Source organism: Streptomyces sp. KR80 (assembly GCF_052245555.1).
GTDB lineage: Bacteria > Actinomycetota > Actinomycetes > Streptomycetales > Streptomycetaceae > Streptomyces.
Genome location: NZ_JBQQCD010000001.1, coordinates 538,368 through 555,768, shown reverse-complemented (window position 1 = coordinate 555,768; position 17,401 = coordinate 538,368). Strand labels below are relative to the sequence as shown.

Here is a 17,401-nt window from a genome sequence, read left to right as displayed (position 1 = left end):
AGGCCCGACAGGTCCGACACCCCAGGTCCGACAGGTCCGTCACCCCCAGGAGTTCTTCGCATGCCGCACGCCTCCCTCCGGGATTCTCTCCCCGGCGTGACGCCCCTCGGTCCGTTCGGGGCTTGCCTCCAGGCGCCGCCGGGAGGCGTTGGCCTGGCGGCCCTCTCGGTGCCTGCCCTGCGTGAGCTGGTGCGCGAGCACCATCTGCTCCTGCTGCGTGACTTCACCTCCCCTGAGGACGCGCCGGAACTCGCGGACTGGTGCCGGGGGTGGGGCGAGGTGATGAGGTGGCCGTTCGGCGACGTACTGGAACTGCGCGAGGCCGACACCCCGACGGACCACATCTTCGACAGCAGCTGCGTGCCGTTCCACTGGGACGGCATGTACAAGCCGTTCATCCCCGAGTTCCAGGTCTTCCACTGCGTACGAGCGCCCGGCGACGACGGGGGACGTACCACGTTCTGTGACACCGTCCAGCTCCTTGCGGACGCGCACCCGGCCGTACTGAGCCTGTGGCACGAGGTCACCGTCACCTACCGCATCCGCAATGTCGTCCACTACGGCGGGCAGGCGGTCTCCCCGCTGATCGTGCCGCACCCCGGCACCGGGGTGCCGACACTGCGCTTCAACGAGCCCCCGCCGCAGGACGATTCGGACTTCCTCAACCGACCCGAGCACCACTTCGACGGCATCGCGGCGGAACGGGTACCGGAACTGCTCGCCGGGCTGCACGACGCCCTGCACGATCCGCGCCACTTCTACGGGCACTCCTGGCAGCAGGGCGACATCGTCGTCGCGGACAACTACGCCCTGCTGCACGGGCGTGAGTCCTTCACCAGCAGGGCGCCACGGCATCTGCGCCGCGTGCATGTGCTGGGCAGCCCGCCGTTCGCCAATCCAGCAGTGCGCCGGGACGGGGACGGGTCGGGAGCGTGATGAGACCGCTTCCCGTCCGGGGTCCGGCCTGGGTGGCGGGACTGTCGACCGCGGCGGCGTTCGCGCTCGCCTTCTGGGCCCACAGCCGTGTCGACCCGCACTACTACTACGCGGCCGCCGCCCGGTCGATGGCCACCGACTGGCACGCCTTCCTGTATGGGGCGTACGACCCGGCCGGGACCGTCACCGTCGACAAGGTGCCGGGAGCGCTCTGGTTCCAGGCGCTGTCCGTGCGGCTGTTCGGCTTCCATTCCTGGGCGCTGCTGCTGCCGCAGGCGATGGCGTTCGCCGCCACCGTCCCCGTCCTGTACTCGACTGTGCGCCGCTGGGCCGGGGGCTCGGCAGGGGCCGTTGCCGCCGTCGTCTTCACCCTGACGCCCGTCGGGGTCGTACTCGCTCGGGAGAACATCCCCGACACCTTCCTGGTGCTGGCCTGCGTGTGCGCCGCCCGCGCGGCTCAACTGGCCGTCGTGGACGGGCGGCATCGGCAGCTGGCGGCGGCCGGTGCCTGGGTGGGCGTGGCCTTCCACTTCAAGATGGGCCAGGCGTTCCTTGTGCTGCCCGCCCTCGCCCTGGCCTACGGCGCCACGGCCGCCGGCAGCCGGGCGCTGCGGCTGCGCCGGCTGGCCGCTGCCGGGGCGGTGACCGTCGCGGTGAGCGCCCTGTGGCCGGTCCTGGTGGCTCTCACCCCGGCACGGAAACGGCCCTACATCGACGGCAGTTCGCACGACTCGGTGTGGGAGATGATCTTCCAGTACAACGGGCTCAGCCGATTCGGGCACGGCGACCACTCGGCATCCGTGGTGACGAGCTTCCTGGCGGACTTCGGGGGGCCGCCCGGCGCGGGACGGCTGTTCAACGGGGAACTCGGCCCGGAGGTGAGCTGGCTCCTGCCTCTTGCTGTGGTCTCGCTCGCCGCCGGGCTGGTGGCATGCCGCAATGCTCCGCGCACTGATCCGGCGCGGGCCGGATGGCTGCTCTGGGGCGGCTGGCTGCTCGTCCACGCGCTGGTGTTCAGCACCGCCGCCGCCGTCCACCCCTACTACACGGCTGCGCTGACCCCCGCCGTCGCGGCGCTCACCGGCGCCGGCTCGGTGCTCGCGGTCCGGTCCTGGCGGCATCGGGCTCCGAGCGGCCGGCTGCTGCCCGCCGGCGTCGCGGGGACCGGGGCGTGGGCCGTCACGCTCCTCTGGCGGGCCGACGGCCCTCGCTGGCAGGTGGCGGCGGTAGCTGCGGTCTGCCTCCCGGTGTGCGCCGCACTCGTGGCCGGCATGACCGGCCGGCGGCCCGCAACGGGCACCGGCCGGCCGGGGGCGGCGACGGCCGTGGCGCTGACCACCATCGCTCTGACGCTCGGTCCCGGTCTCTGGGCCGTGAGCGCGTCGGGGCGGCCGTACGAGGGCCTGACCGGGCTGAACCCGGTCGCCGCGAGAACCACGGAGCTCCCCGCGGCGGCCATGGCCTCCCTGCACGGATTCCCGCACGACGTCCGCCTTCCGGCCGAGATGGGGAACATGAACATGACCACCCCGAACGCGGGCCTGCTGGCCTACGTGACAGCGCACCACCACGGCGAGCGCTACCAACTCGCCGTGCCCACCGCGAACACAGCCTCGCCCTACCTGCGCGCGGGCCACAGCGTGCTGCCCATGGGCGGGTTCACCGGCGCGGCCCCCGTACCTTCGCTGCCGGAGCTGGCCACCCTCACCGCCTCGGGGCAGCTCCGTTACGTCATGACCGGCGGGTTCCACGGCGCCATGGGAGGCCCGATCGCCCAGGCCAGACTGCGCTGGGTGGTGGCACATTGCGCCGCCGTACCACCCGCGCTCTACCGCCTCTCCGGCGACCCGCAAGGGCCGCCGGGCATGCCCGAGACGCTGTACGACTGCGCCCCCACGACCGCGCGGGGCCGGCGATGAGCGCCGGGCGCACCCTCGGCGCCCCGGCGGCGCCGAGGGCCGTGGCCCATCTCGCGCAGCGGCCGGTGTGGGTGGTGGCGCTCGGCGCGGCGCTGTTCGCCGCGCTCGCGGCGCTGCACTGGTCCGCCACCGGATTCGTGGTGATGAGCGACTTCTTCGACCTGTCCGTGTACCGGGCCGGCGGGCAGGCCCTGCTCGACGGCGTACCGCTGTACGAGGGCAGGCTGGGCGGTGGCGCCTATTCCTTCACCTACCCGCCGTTCGCGGCCATGCTGTTCGTGCCGCTGACGCTCGGGCCGGTGGAACTGTGGCAGGCCCTGGTCTTCCCGGCCGGCGTCGCGCTGCTCGCCGCTTCGGTCCACCTCGCGCTGGGTGCCCGCAACGGCTCCCGGCGCGGGCGGCTCAGGGCGGTGGCGGCGCTGACGGCTCTGCTGTTCTGGCTGGAGCCCGTCTCGTGGACCCTGTACCTGGGGCAGATCAACCTGCTGCTGATGGTGCTGATTCTGGGCGATCTGACCGGCGGTGACGGCAGTTCCCGTACCCGGGCCCGGTTGCGCGGTATCGGGGTGGGCCTCGCGGCCGGCATCAAGCTGACCCCGGCGCTGTTCATCGTCCATCTGCTCCTGACCCGGCAGTACCGGGCCGCAGCGACCGCCACCGTGACGGCCGTCGCCACCGTGGGCCTGAGTCTGCTCATCGCACCGGACGACACCGTGGACTACTGGGGCGGCACGTTTCTGCACACGGACCGGATCGGCGAGGTCGCCAGCCAGATGAACCAGTCGGTGAACGGCATGCTGGCCCGGCTCACCGACACCGCCGAACCGCCGTTCGCGCTCTGGGCCACACTGGCGGTGCTGACCGCGGCAGCCGGTCTCGGGCTGGCCGCCGTGGCACACCGGCGCGGTATGCCGCTGCTGGGCGTCACTCTGTGCGGCCTCACCTCGGCGGCAGTCTCGCCCGTCTCCTGGAGCCACCACTGGGTCTGGTTCGTGCCGCTGGTGGTGATCGTGCTGTGCTCGGCACCGCTGAGTGCGAGGCTGCTCGCAGTCCTCGCCGGATTCGCCGTCGTGACCTTCGCCTGGCCGCTGCACTTCTTCACCGGGCACCGGATGGACGCGCCACCCCTGGGCGTGGTGGCGCTGCCCAGCCGGCACGGCTGGGAGGTGCTCTACGGCAACGCCTACCTGTTCGTCTACGCGGGCGCACTGGCCGCCGCTGCCGTGCTGAGCACCCCGATCGCCGCTGACCACTCCGCACGCGGCCCGCGTGCCCCGAGTGCCGGACGTTGACCTGCAAAAACGTGAGCAGAAGCCCTTTGACCTGCGAAATCAGCCCCCCACGTTCCCGATCATTTCCGGCTGTTTCCGGGCGCCAGGTGTACAGAATGCGTACTGCCCGACCGGTGGGGTCCAGTCGGGCAGTAGTGGTCTGGTCTGTGACCAGGACCTTCGCTTGTCGTGCTGTGCGCCGCACCCGCGTGGCGAACGCAGGCCGCGTGCGGCGCGATGCTCCAGAAAGATCTACGAGCGGTGCCGGCCGGAGCGGTTGAGAGGGACCGCTGATTCCTCCCGGCACAGGGGCTCAAGGCCCCGTACGAGCTGTGGTCAGCCCGGTGGGTCAGCCCTGAAGAGAGGCGACCCGGTCAGCCAGCGCCGACTTCTTGTTGGCGGCCTGGTTCTTGTGGATCACGCCCTTGCTGACGGCCTTGTCCAGCTTGCGGGACGCCTCACGAGCGGCCACGGTGGCCTTCTCGACGTCGCCGGCCTCGACGGCCTCACGGGTCTTGCGGATCGCGGTCTTGAGCGACGACTTGACGGCCTTGTTGCGCAGCCGCGCCTTCTCATTCGTCTTGTTCCGCTTGATCTGGGACTTGATGTTCGCCACGAAAGAGCCTTTGCAGGTTCGTTGGAATTCTGAGCTGCACCGCGTGTGAGAGGGCACGAGGCACAGTGGGCCAGGCTACCAGCAGCCGCGATGCCCTCCCAAACCGGGCGCCGCCCACCGGGCGTGGGAGGATGGAGGCTACGTATCGATCCGACCAAGGCGACAGACGCCTCAAGAAACAGGACCCTGCGTGCCCGCGACCCCAACCAACGTGCCGGACCCGAGCCGTACCGACCCGGCGCTGATCCGCAACTTCTGCATCATCGCGCACATCGACCACGGCAAGTCGACGCTCGCCGACCGGATGCTCCAGCTGACCGGCGTGGTCGACCAGCGGCAGATGCGTGCCCAGTACCTCGACCGGATGGACATCGAACGCGAGCGCGGCATCACGATCAAGTCCCAGGCGGTCCGGCTGCCCTGGGCGCCCACCCAGGGCGAGGGTGAAGGCACCACCCACATCCTCAACATGATCGACACACCGGGCCATGTGGACTTCACCTACGAGGTCTCCCGCTCCCTCGCCGCCTGCGAGGGCTGCATCCTCCTGGTGGACGCGGCCCAGGGCATCGAGGCGCAGACCCTCGCCAACCTCTACCTGGCGCTGGAGAACGACCTCACGATCATCCCGGTCCTCAACAAGATCGACCTGCCGGCCGCGCAGCCCGAGAAGTACGCCGCCGAGCTCGCCCACATCATCGGCTGCGAGCGGTCCGACGTGCTCAAGGTCTCTGCCAAGACCGGCGAGGGCGTGTCCGAACTGCTCGACGAGGTCGTGAAGCTCGTCCCTTCACCGGTCGGCGTCAAGGACTCCCCGGCCCGGGCGATGATCTTCGACTCGGTCTACGACTCGTACCGCGGCGTCGTGACGTATGTGAAGGTCGTCGACGGGCGGCTCGGCAAGCGCGAGCGGATCAAGATGATGTCCACCGGCGCCGCGCACGAGCTGCTGGAGATCGGCACGAACTCGCCTGAGATGACCCCCTCCGACGGTCTCGGCGTCGGCGAGGTCGGCTATCTGATCACCGGCGTGAAGGACGTCCGCCAGTCCAAGGTCGGCGACACCATCACCCAGCTCACCAAGGGTGCCCAACAGCCGCTGGGCGGCTACAAGGACCCGAAGCCCATGGTGTTCTCCGGCCTCTACCCGCTCGACGGCTCGGACTACCCGGAGCTGCGCGACGCCCTGGACAAGCTGCAGCTCAACGACGCGGCGCTGGTCTACGAGCCGGAGACCTCGGCAGCCCTGGGCTTCGGCTTCCGCGTCGGCTTCCTGGGTCTGCTGCACCTCGAGGTGATCCGCGAGCGCCTGGAGCGCGAGTTCGGTCTCGACCTGATCGCCACCGCACCGAACGTGATCTACCGGGTGGACATGGAGGACGACACCGAGCACACCGTCACCAACCCCAGTGAGTTCCCCACCGGCAAGATCGCCCAGGTCCACGAGCCGGTCGTACGGGCCACCCTGCTCGCCCCGAGCGAGTTCATCGGCGCGATCATGGAGCTCTGCCAGAACCGGCGCGGCGCGTTGCTCGGCATGGACTACCTCTCCGAGGACCGCGTCGAGCTGCGCTACACCCTGCCGCTCGCCGAGATCGTCTTCGACTTCTTCGACCAGCTGAAGTCCAAGACCCGCGGCTATGCCTCGCTCGACTACGAGCCCACCGGCGAGCAGACCTCCGAGCTGGTCAAGGTCGACATCCTGCTCCACGGTGACAAGGTGGACGCCTTCTCGGCCATCGTCCACAAGGACAAGGCCTACAACTACGGCGTCCGGATGGCCTCCAAGTTGCGCGAGCTCATCCCCCGGCAGCAGTTCGAGGTGCCGATCCAGGCAGCCATCGGGTCCCGGGTGATCGCCCGCGAGACCGTTCGCGCGATCCGCAAGGACGTCCTCGCCAAGTGCTACGGCGGTGACATCTCCCGTAAGCGGAAGCTGCTGGAGAAGCAGAAGGAGGGCAAGAAGCGGATGAAGGTGGTGGGCCGCGTGGAGATTCCGCAGGAGGCCTTCATCGCCGCGCTCTCCAGCGACTCCGAGGTCGGCGACGCCAAGGCGAAGAAGTAGCCGCAGGAGCAGCGGCAGCCGCGTAGCCGCAGGAGCGCAGGTCAGGTCGGCGGCGCCGCGGCGGTCACACGAAAGGCGCCTGCCCCGCACCCGGGGCGGGCGCCTTTTTCGTGCCATCCGGGTGAATGCCGGTGCTTCCGGTTTCTCCCGGGAGAAAGCGTCCGTTACGCACTGCAGCAGCGGTGTTCCCGGTGGCCGGCTGCCACCGGGCCGGTACGACGGTCGTGCCGGCCATGGCACCGCCTTTGGAAGGGATGCTGAAGTGAAGTACACCCAGGCCGCCATCGCCGCCGCCGCGGTCGCCGGCTCCGTCTTGGCCCTCGGCACCGATACCGCGGCCTTCGCGGCCGAGGAGAAGCTGAAGGCCAAGAAGACCACCGGCTTCATGCGCACGCAGAAGAGCCACCTGATCAAGCTGGACGAGCCGCCGCTCGGCACGGTGCGGAACCCGGTGGACAACAACCTGGCCACACTGTTCACCGCCGCCATGCAGCCGTTCGGCACCCCGCCCAACCCCAGCAGCCAGGCGTCGGGCGGCAGGATGAACCAGTGGAAGGGCGTCGGTACCACCCGGCGGCAGACCACCGGGACAGAACAGGGGCAAACGAAGAACGGAGCCACCTACGAGAGGAGCAGGACGGAGGACCGGAAGGACAACAGGACCGGCCTGGTGCCGCTGCTCGGCGGCCTGCTCCTGGGCAACGACAACAACGGCAACGACAACAACTGAGTAACGAGCTCTCCCCGCCTTCTGCAGTTCCGCCCTGTGCACAGCTCGCGAGCGGGTCCGGACATATCACGCCGGGCCCGCTTCTTCATGACGCCAGGTTCCGACGAGGTCACGTCCGGGTGTCGAGACGCGCAAAATGAGTCCGCTGACCCCCCTTACGCGCAGGCGGAACCAGCTCTACCCTGATGCCCTGCTCAAGGTTACTCGCCAGTTAAACAGTTGGCGCGTAAACCGCTTCTTGTCACACCAGAGCCTTTCCGTCACAGCACAGCTTCCCGTCACAGCAGAGCCGCGGGGCACGGAGGATGTCGTGAGCGACACACAGACGTTGATCGAGAACCGGCCGCCTTCCGTGGCGACGCTCTTCCTGGAGCGAGTCGAAGCCACGCCGGATGCCGAGGCGTTCCGCTATCCGGTACTGCGAACCACCGGTGAGGGCCCGGAGGAGTGGCGCTCGCTCACCTGGCGGCAGTCCTCTGAACGGGTTCTGGCCATCGCCGCCGGCCTTATCGACCTGGGGGTACAGCCCGAGGAGCGGGTGGCGATCGCCTCCAATACCCGTATCGAGTGGATCCTCGCCGATCTGGGCATTCTCTGCGCAGGCGCGGCGACGACCACCGTTTACCCGTCCACCAACGCCGAGGAGACGGCCTACATCCTCGCAGACTCGAGCAGCCGGGTGCTGATCGCCGAGGACGCCACACAGCTGGCCAAGGTGCGCGAGCGACGGGCCGAGCTGCCCGCCCTGGCCCATGTCGTGGTGATCGACGAGGCCGGCGTCGAGTACGCCGAGGGCGACCCCGAGGGCTGGGTTCTCTCTCTCGCCGACCTGGAGTGGCGCGGTTCCGTCTATCTGGAGCGGAAGCCGGACAGCGTCCACGACCGGATCGCCGCGATCACCGCCGATCAGCTGGCCACCCTCATCTACACCTCGGGCACCACCGGCCGCCCCAAGGGCGTACGGCTGCCGCACGGCAACTGGTCGTACATGGCCACGGCCATTCCCGCCACCGGTCTGGTGACGGCCGAGGACGTGCAGTACCTGTGGCTGCCGCTGGCGCACGTCTTCGGCAAGGTGCTGACGTCCGGTCAGATCGGCGCCGGGCACGTCACCGCCGTCGACGGCCGCATCGACAAGATCATCGAGAATCTGCCGGTGGTGAAGCCGACCTACATGGCGGCTGTGCCCCGCATCTTCGAGAAGGTCTACAACGGTGTCGCGGCCAAGGCGCGGGAAGCCGGCGGCGCCAAGTACAAGATCTTCCAGTGGGCTGCCGGAGTCGCCCGCGAGTACGCCAAGGCGGCGCAGGACAACATGCAGCGCACCGGCAACCGGACCGCGCCCCTGGGCCTCACTGTGAAGCACGCCATCGCCGACAAGCTCGTCTACACCAAGCTGCGCGCCGCCTTCGGCGGCCAGCTGCGCGCCGCCGTCTCAGGATCCGCCGCCCTCGCACCGGACATCGGCTTCTTTTTCTCCGGCGCCGGTATCCACATCCTCGAGGGCTACGGTCTCACCGAGTCCAGCGCCGCCAGCTTCGTCAACCCGGGAGAGGCGTACCGCGTCGGCACCGTCGGCAAGCCGCTGCCCGGCACGGAGGTGCGGATCGCGCACGACGGCGAGATCCTGCTGCGCGGCCCCGGCATCATGGAGGGCTACCACGGGCTGCCGGAGAAGACCGCGGAGGTGCTGGAGCCCGACGGCTGGTTCCACACCGGCGACATCGGCGAGCTGTCCGTGGATGGCTACCTGCGGATCACCGACCGGAAGAAGGACCTGATCAAGACGTCGGGGGGGAAGTACGTCGCCCCGGCCGAGGTGGAGGGCCAGTTCAAGGCGGTCTGTCCGTTCGTCTCCAACATCCTGGTGCACGGTGCCGACCGCAATTTCTGCACCGCGCTGATCGCGCTCGACGAGCCGGCGATCACCGGTTGGGCGAAGGACCACGGCATGGCGGGCAGGCCGTACGCCGACATCGTCTCGACGAAGGCGGTCGAGGAGCTGATCAGCGGCTACGTCGACCAGCTCAACGCCGGTCTCCAGCGCTGGCAGACGATCAAGAAGTTCCGCGTCCTGCCGCGGGATCTCGACGTCGAGCACGGTGAGCTGACGCCGAGCCTGAAGCTCAAGCGCCCGGTCGTCGAGCGGGAGTACAAGTACCTGATCGACGAGATGTACGACGGCACCCGCGAGGCGTGACCCCTCGCCGGGGAGGCCGCTGAAGCGAGCGCGTTGCCGGCGGCATGACCGGCGAGCAGCTACGGCTCCCCGCACGCGGGCACCTGGCCGTACGGCATGGCCCGAGCTGCCCGGTGCCCGCGCCGCGCTGTGGGGGGCCAAGCGCCGGACGGCACGGTCGTGGCGAAGGAGGACGGCCCGCGCGTCGGCGTGACACTCGAGGGTGTCCAGGGCATCAAGCCGGTCTTTCGCCGGGCTGGTCACCGCGGGCGACTGCCGGGCCGCTGAACGACGGCGCGGCAGTGCGGCAAGCTCGCTTGCGCCACGCTTTGCGAGGGTGGCTGCCCCATGCCACCGGCTGGTCCGACGCCAGGAGCCGCCAGGAGAGGCCGGACGCCCCGAGCGTAGGGGCGGCTTCCGGGCCGGGGGCCGAGATTGGTCCGCCGGCGGGGGACAATGAGGGCATGCCCTCCGCACTGCCCGACGGCGAGCCCGTGCCGCACGACGGCTCCCTGCCCGGCCACGCCCTGGACGGGGCCACCGGCCGGCCGCTCGGTTTCTACCTGCATGTGCCGTACTGCGCGACGCGCTGCGGTTACTGCGACTTCAACACCTACACCGCCGGCGAGCTGCGCGGTTCCGGTGGCGCCCTGGCATCGCGCGAGAACTACGCCGAGACGCTGATCGAGGAGATCCGGCTCGCTCGGAAGGTGCTGGGCGACGACCCGCGCCCAGCCGAGACCGTCTTCGTCGGCGGGGGTACGCCGACTCTGCTGGCGGCCGCGGATCTGGCGCGGATGGTCGGGGCGATCCGGGACGAGTTCGGGCTGGCGGAGGGGGCGGAGATCACCACCGAGGCCAACCCGGAGTCGGTCGATCCGGGCTATCTGGCCGAGCTGCGGGAAGGCGGCTTCAACCGGGTGTCGTTCGGCATGCAGAGCGCGCGCCCGCACGTCCTGCAGGTGCTCGACCGCACGCACACGCCCGGGCGGCCGGAGGCGTGCGTCGCCGAGGCCCGGGCCGCCGGGTTCGACCAGGTGAATCTCGACCTGATCTACGGCACCCCGGGCGAGAGCGACGAGGACTGGCGGGCGTCACTGGACGCGGCGGTCGGTGCGGGCCCCGACCATGTGTCCGCGTATGCGCTGATCGTCGAGGAGGGTACGCAGCTCGCCCGGCGGATCCGGCGCGGCGAGGTGCCGATGACCGACGACGACGTGCACGCCGACCGTTATCTGATCGCCGAGGAGGCGCTGTCCGCGGCGGGCTTCGGCTGGTACGAGGTGTCGAACTGGACCACCTCGGAGGCCGGGCGCTGCCGCCACAACGAGCTCTACTGGACGGGCGCCGACTGGTGGGGCGCCGGTCCGGGCGCGCACAGCCACGTGGGCGGTGTGCGGTGGTGGAACGTGAAGCACCCGGGCGCGTACGCGCAGGCGCTGAGCGAGGGGCGCTCGCCGGGTGCGGGGCGGGAGCTGCTGAGTGACGAGGACCGCCGGGTCGAGCGGATCCTGCTGGAGCTGCGCCTCGCGGACGGCTGTCCGCTGGAGCTGCTCGCCCCGGCGGGTGCGCGGGCCGCCGAGCGTGCGCTCGTGGAGGGCCTGCTGGAGCCGGGCCCGTACGCGGCGGGGCGGGCCGTACTGACCCTGCGGGGGCGGCTGTTGGCGGACGCCGTGGTTAGGGACCTGGTGGACTGATCACTCGCTGGAGTGAAGTCAAGCGGATGCACGGGCACTGCCCTGCGCCCCCCTGGGCCGCCGCCGTACATGCCGTACATACGGGCGGGACGTGCAGCGGAGCCGTCAAGCGCCCTCGCCGGCCGTGACGAAGTCGATCAGCTCCTCCACCCGCCCGAGCAGCGCCGGCTCCAGGTCCCTGTAGCTGCGGACCGAGCCGAGGATGCGCTGCCACGCCGCGCCCGGGTTCTCCGGCCAGCCGAGGGCCCGGCAGACGCCCGTCTTCCAGTCCTCGCCGCGGGGGACGGACGGCCAGGCCGCGAAGCCGACGGAGGACGGCTTCACGGCCTCCCACACGTCGATGTAGGGGTGGCCGACCACGAGTGTGTGGGCGTTCGTGACCTCGGCGGCGATCCGGGACTCCTTCGAGCCGGGCACCAGGTGGTCGACGAGGACCCCGAGGCGGGCGTCAGGGCCGGGCGAGAAGTCCCGGACGACGGCGGGCAGGTCGTCGATGCCCTCCAAGTACTCGACCACCACGCCCTCGATCCGCAGATCGTCGCCCCAGACCCGCTCCACGAGCTCGGCGTCGTGCCGTCCCTCGACATAGATGCGTCCGGCGCGCGCCACCCTCGCGCGCGCCCTCGGTACGGCGATCGAGCCGGATGCCGTACGGGCCGGGGCAGGCGGGGCCGAGGTCGAGGGGCGCACGAGTGTGACGACGCGCCCCTCCAGGAGGAAGCCGCGCGGTTCCATGGGGAAGACCCGGTGCTTGCCGAACCGGTCCTCCAGGGTGACCGTCGGACCCTGCGCGGTCTTCTCGCAGCGGATCACCGCCCCGCAGAACCCGGTGGTGACCTCCTCGACCACGAGATCGGGCTCCGCCACCACCTCGGGTGCGGGCTTCTGCTTCTTCCACGGCGGGGTGAGGTCCGGCCCGTACTGTCTGCTGCGCACCCGGCAGACAGTAGGAAGAAACGGCCCGTCCTGGCTAGGACACGCCGAAGCGGGCGGCCAGTTCGTCGCGCTGGGCCCGGACGAACCGGGCGTCGACCACCGCACCGTGCCCGGGCACGTACAGTGCGTCCTCGCCACCGAGGTCCAGGAGCCGGTCCAGCGCCGCCGGCCACTGGCCCGGCACGGCATCCGGACCGGCCTGCGGCTCGCCCGACTCCTCCACCAGGTCGCCGCAGAAGACGACGCTCTGGGTCCCCCCGTGACCGGGCACCAGCACCGCGATGTCGTGTCCGGTGTGACCGGGGCCCACGTTCACCAGGACCGCCTCGCGCCCCCCGCCGAGGTCGACCGCCAGGTCGCCGGAGATCGGATGGCCCGGGACCAGGAGCTGTTCGACCGCCTCGAGCGCGGCGTCCCCGGCGATGCCGTGGCGTACGGCGTCCGCCCGCAGCGTGTCGCGCCCCCGCCGCCCGCCCAGCATCCGATCCATGCCGACCGCGGCGTACACCTCCACCCCCGCGAAGGCGGCGGCCCCGAGCACATGGTCGAAATGCGGATGCGTGAGTGCGAGATGTGTCACCCCGCGGCCGAGCACGCCCTCGGCCTGTCTGCGCAGCTCCGCGCCCTCGTGCAGCGTCGCCCCCGCGTCCACCATGAGCACGGCCGACGGGCCGTGCACCAGGCCGGCCGTCGCGTCCCAGCCGGGCAGCCGACGCCGTGCGACGCCGGGTGCGAGCTGTTCCCAGCCCGCCTCTTCCCAAGTGCGCTCCATACGACGACGCTAGTCGCAGCCGACCACGCCCGCCCGCCGCTCCGGCGCCGGGCGGAAGCGGCCCTTGCCTGGTCACCACCACCCCGCCGTACACTGGCTCGGGGATGCTGGCACTCCGCAGCAGCGAGTGCCAAGCAGGGGTCCGGGAACACCAGCTGGAGGTGTGCGCATGCTCAGCGAACGAAGACTCGAGGTGCTGCGCGCCATCGTCCAGGACTACGTGGGCACGGAGGAGCCGGTCGGTTCCAAGGCGCTCACGGAGCGGCACGGCCTCGGCGTCTCCCCGGCCACGGTCCGTAACGACATGGCCGCCCTGGAGGAAGAGGGATTCATCGCCCAGCCGCACACCAGCGCGGGCCGCATCCCCACCGACAAGGGCTACCGGCTTTTCGTGGACAAGCTGGCCGGCGTCAAGCCCCTGTCGCCGCCCGAGCGCCGGGCCATCCAGAACTTCCTGGAGGGAGCCGTCGACCTGGACGACGTGGTCGGCCGTACGGTACGGCTGCTGGCGCAGCTGACCCGCCAGGTCGCGGTCGTCCAGTACCCGTCGCTGACGCGGTCGACCATCCGGCACGTCGAGCTGCTGTCGCTGGCCCCCGCCCGGATCATGCTGGTGCTGATCACGGACACCGGCCGGGTCGAGCAGCGCATGGTGGACTGCCCGGCGCCGTTCGGCGAGACCTCGCTCGCCGACCTCCGGGCGCGGCTCAACAGCCGTGTCGTGGGGCGGCGGTTCGCCGATGTGCCGCAGCTGGTGCAGGACCTCCCCGAGTCCTTCGAGACGGAGGACCGGGGCTCGGTCTCCACGGTCCTGGCGACGCTCCTGGAGACCCTGGTCGAGGAGACCGAGGAGCGGCTGATGATCGGCGGCACCGCCAATCTCACCCGCTTCGCCCACGACTTCCCCCTGACCATCCGGCCGGTGCTGGAGGCCTTGGAGGAGCAGGTGGTGCTCCTCAAACTGCTCGGGGAAGCCAAGGACTCGGGCATGACTGTACGAATCGGGCATGAGAATGCTCACGAGGGACTGACGTCCACATCGGTCGTCGCGGTCGGCTACGGTTCGGGCGACGAGGCAGTCGCCAAACTCGGTGTGGTCGGACCGACCCGCATGGACTACCCCGGAACGATGGGAGCGGTACGCGCAGTGGCACGTTACGTCGGACAAATCCTGGCGGAGTCGTAAGTGGCCACGGATTACTACGCCGTCCTCGGCGTGCGCCGCGACGCCGGGCAGGACGAGATCAAGAAGGCCTTCCGTCGCCTCGCCCGCGAACTGCACCCGGACGTCAACCCCGACCCGAAGACCCAAGAGCGGTTCAAGGAGATCAACGCCGCCTACGAGGTGCTGTCGGACCCGCAGAAGAAGCAGGTCTACGACCTCGGTGGCGACCCGCTCGCCGGTGCGGCGGCCGGCGGTGGCGGCGCGGGCGGCTTCGGCGCCGGCTTCGGCAACTTCTCCGACATCATGGACGCGTTCTTCGGCACCGCCTCGCAGCGCGGACCGAGGTCCCGTACGCGGCGCGGCCAGGACGCGATGATCCGGCTCGACATCGAGCTGGACGAGGCGGCCTTCGGTACGACGAAGGACATCCAGGTCGACACGGCGATCGTCTGCACGACGTGCAGCGGCGAGGGCGCCGCGCCGGGCACCTCGGCGCAGACCTGCGACATGTGCCGGGGCCGCGGTGAGGTCTCACAGGTGACGCGGTCGTTCCTGGGCCAGGTCATGACCTCCCGGCCGTGCCCGCAGTGCCAGGGCTTCGGCACGGTCGTGCCGACTCCGTGCCCCGAGTGCGCGGGCGACGGGCGGGTACGCTCGCGGCGCACGCTGACCGTCAAGATCCCGGCGGGCGTCGACAACGGCACGCGCATCCAGCTCGCGGGCGAGGGCGAGGTCGGCCCGGGCGGCGGCCCCGCGGGTGACCTCTACGTCGAGATCCACGAGCTGCCGCACCCGGTGTTCCAGCGGCGCGGCGACGATCTGCACTGCACGGTGACCATCCCGATGACGGCGGCCGCGCTGGGCACGAAGTGCCCGCTGGAGACGCTCGACGGTCTGGAGGAGGTCGACATCCGGCCGGGCACGCAGTCCGGGCAGTCGATTCCGCTCCACCAGCGCGGCATCACACATCTGCGCGGCGGCGGGCGCGGGGATCTGGTCGTCCACGTCGAGGTCCAGACCCCGTCGAAGCTCGACCCGCAGCAGGAGGACCTGCTGCGGCAGCTCGCCAAACTCCGCGGCGAGGAGCGGCCGATGGGCCAGTTCCAGCCCGGCCAGCAGGGCCTCTTCTCGCGTCTGAAAGACGCCTTCAACGGCCGTTAGCCGCTTGTCGGCAGTCGTTCCGCCTGGGAGATCCTCCCGGGGATGCCCACCTCACTGGGGGCGCCTCCCCGAGGTGGCTGCTGGAGGAGCGACTGCCCACAGTGGCGTGAAACGATAGGTCCATGGCCTCCGTGTTCAACGATCTGTCGCCGTACCCGATCGTGCAGGCCCCCATGGCCGGCGGCGTATCGGGCCCCGAGCTCGCCTCCGCCGTGTGCGACGCGGGCGGCCTGGGCTTCCTGGCCGCCGGGTACAAGACGCCGGAGGCCATGTTCCAGGAGATCAAGCAGCTGCGCGGGCTGACCCGGCGCCCCTTCGGCGTGAACCTCTTCATGCCGCAGCCCTCCGTCGCCGACGCGGCCGCCATCGAGGTCTACCGCGAGCAGCTCGCCGGAGAAGCGACCTGGTACGAGACCCCGCTCGGTGACACCGGCGGGACCACGGACGACGCCTACGACGGCAAGGTCGCCATACTCCTCGACGACCCGGTCCCGGTCGTCTCCTTCACCTTCGGCTGCCCCTCCCGCGCGGTGCTCGACGCCTTCACCGAGGTGGGCACCCTGACCGTGGTCACCGTCACCAGCTCGGCGGAGGCCGGGGCCGCGCAGCGGGCCGGGGCCCACGCCGTCTGCGTCCAGGGCGTCGAGGCCGGCGGCCACCAGGGCACCCACCACGACGACCCGCATGTGGCTGGGGGCGTCGGCCTGCTCACCCTCATCGCCCAGGTCCGCGAGGCCGTGGAGCTGCCGATCATCGCGGCCGGTGGGCTGATGCTCGGTGCGCAGATCGCCGGCGTGCTGGCAGCCGGGGCCGTCGCAGCTCAGCTCGGTACGGCCTTTCTGGTCTGCCCCGAGTCCGGTGCGCACCCCCTCCACAAGCGCGCGATGACCGACCCGGTCTTCCCGGGCACCGAACTCACCCGCGCCTTCTCCGGCCGCCCGGGGCGCGGGCTGGTCAACCGTTTCATGCGTGAGCACGGCCCGTATGCCCCGGCGGCGTACCCGCAGATCCACTACCTGACCGCTGGGCTGCGCAAGGCGGCGGCCGCGGCCGGTGATCCGCAGGGCATGGCGCTCTGGGCCGGTCAGGGCCACCGGCTGGCGCGCGAGCTGCCCGCCGCGCAGCTGATGGAGACCCTGGCCGTGGAGCTGGATGCCGCGCGGGCGTCACTCGCGCCGGGTGCCACGTCATGACCGCACCGGTGTTCCTCGCCGACGGCGACCGGCTCCGCGCGGGCACGACGACGATCACCCTGGACGGGCCCGAGGGGCGGCATGCGGTATCGGTGCGGCGGCTGCGGGTCGGCGAGGAGATCGTGCTGACGGACGGCGCCGGCCTCGGGGCGTACGGCACCGTGGCCGCGGTCGAGGGCAAGGACCGGCTTGAGGTCGCGGTCGCCGAGCTGCGCACCGAGCCCGAGCCGAGCCCGCGGATCACCGTCGTCCAGGCGCTCCCCAAGGGCGACCGGGGCGAACTCGCTGTCGAGACGATGACGGAGACCGGGGCCGATGCGATCGTTCCCTGGGCGGCGTCCCGTTGTGTCACGCAGTGGAAGGGCGAGCGCGGACTGAAGTCCCTCGGGAAGTGGCGGGCCACCGCGCGCGAGGCGGGCAAGCAGTCCCGTCGGCTCCGCTTTCCCGAGGTCACCGACCTGATGACGACCCGTCAGGTAGCAGTGCGGCTGGCCCAGTCGTCGTTCGCCGCCGTGCTCCACGAGGAGGGCGGCGCGCCGCTGGCGACCGCCGAACTCCCCGACCAGGGAGACATCGTGCTGGTCGTCGGCCCTGAAGGGGGCGTCTCCCCGGAGGAGTTGGCGGCCTTCGCCGCTTCGGGAGCGAAGCCACACCGCCTGGGCCCGACCGTCCTGCGCACCTCCACGGCCGGTACGGCGGCGACGGCGCTGCTGCTGGAACGCACCGGCCGCTGGTCCTGACCACGCCCTGATCCCCCCTTC

Annotated in this window: 14 protein-coding genes and 1 pseudogene; 12 read left to right on the top strand and 3 right to left on the bottom strand. The window is 70.9% G+C overall.

The window, feature by feature from the left end; all coding sequences use genetic code 11:
* Window positions 1-60: 60 nt before the first annotated feature.
* From ACTWQI_RS02515 to ACTWQI_RS02505, 3 genes are read left to right on the top strand one after another with little or no spacing between them, the layout of a single operon-like run.
* Window positions 61-936, top strand: a complete 876-nt coding sequence (locus ACTWQI_RS02515) for a TauD/TfdA dioxygenase family protein (RefSeq protein WP_443266932.1) — start codon at window positions 61-63, stop codon at window positions 934-936.
* Window positions 936-2,855, top strand: coding sequence for an ArnT family glycosyltransferase (locus ACTWQI_RS02510; RefSeq protein WP_443266930.1), 1,920 nt, complete (start codon window positions 936-938; stop codon window positions 2,853-2,855). Before ACTWQI_RS02515 ends, ACTWQI_RS02510 begins: the two co-directional genes overlap by 1 nt.
* On the top strand, window positions 2,852-4,147 hold the full coding sequence (locus ACTWQI_RS02505; protein ID WP_443266928.1) for a glycosyltransferase 87 family protein: 1,296 nt from the start codon (window positions 2,852-2,854) through the stop codon (window positions 4,145-4,147). Before ACTWQI_RS02510 ends, ACTWQI_RS02505 begins: the two co-directional genes overlap by 4 nt.
* 328 nt (window positions 4,148-4,475) lie before the next feature.
* Here ACTWQI_RS02505 and rpsT read toward each other — a convergent pair whose 3' ends face one another.
* Window positions 4,476-4,742, bottom strand: coding sequence for a 30S ribosomal protein S20 (gene rpsT, locus ACTWQI_RS02500; protein ID WP_443266926.1), 267 nt, complete (start codon window positions 4,740-4,742; stop codon window positions 4,476-4,478).
* A gap of 190 nt (window positions 4,743-4,932) precedes the next feature.
* Here rpsT and lepA point away from each other — a divergent pair, with 190 nt between their 5' ends.
* The 5 genes and pseudogenes from lepA (at window position 4,933) to hemW (ending at window position 11,413) form a co-directional block, all read left to right on the top strand.
* Window positions 4,933-6,807, top strand: coding sequence for a translation elongation factor 4 (lepA, locus tag ACTWQI_RS02495; protein WP_443266924.1), 1,875 nt, complete (start codon window positions 4,933-4,935; stop codon window positions 6,805-6,807).
* 262 nt (window positions 6,808-7,069) lie between these two features.
* Window positions 7,070-7,537, top strand: coding sequence for a hypothetical protein (locus ACTWQI_RS02490; protein WP_443266922.1), 468 nt, complete (start codon window positions 7,070-7,072; stop codon window positions 7,535-7,537).
* A gap of 310 nt (window positions 7,538-7,847) precedes the next feature.
* Window positions 7,848-9,737 (top strand): AMP-dependent synthetase/ligase, encoded by a 1,890-nt coding sequence (locus ACTWQI_RS02485; protein WP_443266920.1) that lies wholly within the window; start codon window positions 7,848-7,850, stop codon window positions 9,735-9,737.
* A gap of 144 nt (window positions 9,738-9,881) precedes the next feature.
* Window positions 9,882-10,018 (top strand): annotated as a pseudogene (locus ACTWQI_RS02480) (acetyl-CoA C-acyltransferase); the annotation flags it as partial.
* A gap of 162 nt (window positions 10,019-10,180) precedes the next feature.
* On the top strand, window positions 10,181-11,413 hold the full coding sequence (gene hemW / locus ACTWQI_RS02475) for a radical SAM family heme chaperone HemW (protein ID WP_443267173.1): 1,233 nt from the start codon (window positions 10,181-10,183) through the stop codon (window positions 11,411-11,413).
* Between the two features lie 105 nt (window positions 11,414-11,518).
* Here the strand turns inward: hemW and ACTWQI_RS02470 are convergent, their stop codons facing one another.
* Window positions 11,519-12,349 carry a DUF3097 domain-containing protein gene (locus tag ACTWQI_RS02470; protein ID WP_443266918.1) on the bottom strand — a complete coding sequence of 277 codons (831 nt, stop codon included), beginning with the start codon at window positions 12,347-12,349 and terminating at the stop codon, window positions 11,519-11,521.
* A 34-nt stretch (window positions 12,350-12,383) separates the two neighbouring features.
* A complete protein-coding gene (locus ACTWQI_RS02465; RefSeq protein WP_443266917.1) occupies window positions 12,384-13,121 on the bottom strand; it encodes an MBL fold metallo-hydrolase in 738 nt (245 codons plus the stop codon).
* Between the two features lie 169 nt (window positions 13,122-13,290).
* On the opposite strand from ACTWQI_RS02465, the gene hrcA reads away from it, so the two are divergent.
* The 4 genes from hrcA to ACTWQI_RS02445 all read left to right on the top strand — a co-directional run bounded on the left by hrcA (window position 13,291) and on the right by ACTWQI_RS02445 (window position 17,380).
* Complete coding sequence (gene hrcA / locus ACTWQI_RS02460) at window positions 13,291-14,307, top strand: heat-inducible transcriptional repressor HrcA (RefSeq protein ID WP_443266914.1); 1,017 nt, start codon at window positions 13,291-13,293, stop codon at window positions 14,305-14,307.
* Window positions 14,308-15,447, top strand: a complete 1,140-nt coding sequence (dnaJ, locus tag ACTWQI_RS02455; RefSeq protein ID WP_443266912.1) for a molecular chaperone DnaJ — start codon at window positions 14,308-14,310, stop codon at window positions 15,445-15,447. It begins immediately after the preceding gene.
* Between the two features lie 122 nt (window positions 15,448-15,569).
* Window positions 15,570-16,640: a nitronate monooxygenase gene (locus tag ACTWQI_RS02450; protein WP_443266911.1), complete on the top strand. Its 1,071-nt coding sequence runs from the start codon at window positions 15,570-15,572 to the stop codon at window positions 16,638-16,640.
* Complete coding sequence (locus ACTWQI_RS02445) at window positions 16,637-17,380, top strand: 16S rRNA (uracil(1498)-N(3))-methyltransferase (protein WP_443266909.1); 744 nt, start codon at window positions 16,637-16,639, stop codon at window positions 17,378-17,380. The genes ACTWQI_RS02450 and ACTWQI_RS02445 overlap by 4 nt, the downstream gene beginning before the upstream one ends.
* The last annotated feature ends 21 nt before the right edge of the window (window positions 17,381-17,401 follow it).

Excerpts from the sequence above, each read along its gene's own strand:
- ACTWQI_RS02465 (WP_443266917.1), bottom strand. The coding sequence starts at position 13,121 with ATGGAGCGCACTTGGGAAGAGGCGGGCTGGGAACAGCTCGCACCCGGC.
- ACTWQI_RS02510 (WP_443266930.1), top strand. The coding sequence starts at position 936 with ATGAGACCGCTTCCCGTCCGGGGTCCGGCCTGGGTGGCGGGACTGTCG.
- hemW (WP_443267173.1), top strand. The coding sequence starts at position 10,181 with ATGCCCTCCGCACTGCCCGACGGCGAGCCCGTGCCGCACGACGGCTCC.
- ACTWQI_RS02445 (WP_443266909.1), top strand. The coding sequence starts at position 16,637 with ATGACCGCACCGGTGTTCCTCGCCGACGGCGACCGGCTCCGCGCGGGC.
- ACTWQI_RS02450 (WP_443266911.1), top strand. The coding sequence starts at position 15,570 with ATGGCCTCCGTGTTCAACGATCTGTCGCCGTACCCGATCGTGCAGGCC.
- hrcA (WP_443266914.1), top strand. The coding sequence starts at position 13,291 with ATGCTCAGCGAACGAAGACTCGAGGTGCTGCGCGCCATCGTCCAGGAC.
- ACTWQI_RS02505 (WP_443266928.1), top strand. The coding sequence starts at position 2,852 with ATGAGCGCCGGGCGCACCCTCGGCGCCCCGGCGGCGCCGAGGGCCGTG.
- ACTWQI_RS02515 (WP_443266932.1), top strand. The coding sequence starts at position 61 with ATGCCGCACGCCTCCCTCCGGGATTCTCTCCCCGGCGTGACGCCCCTC.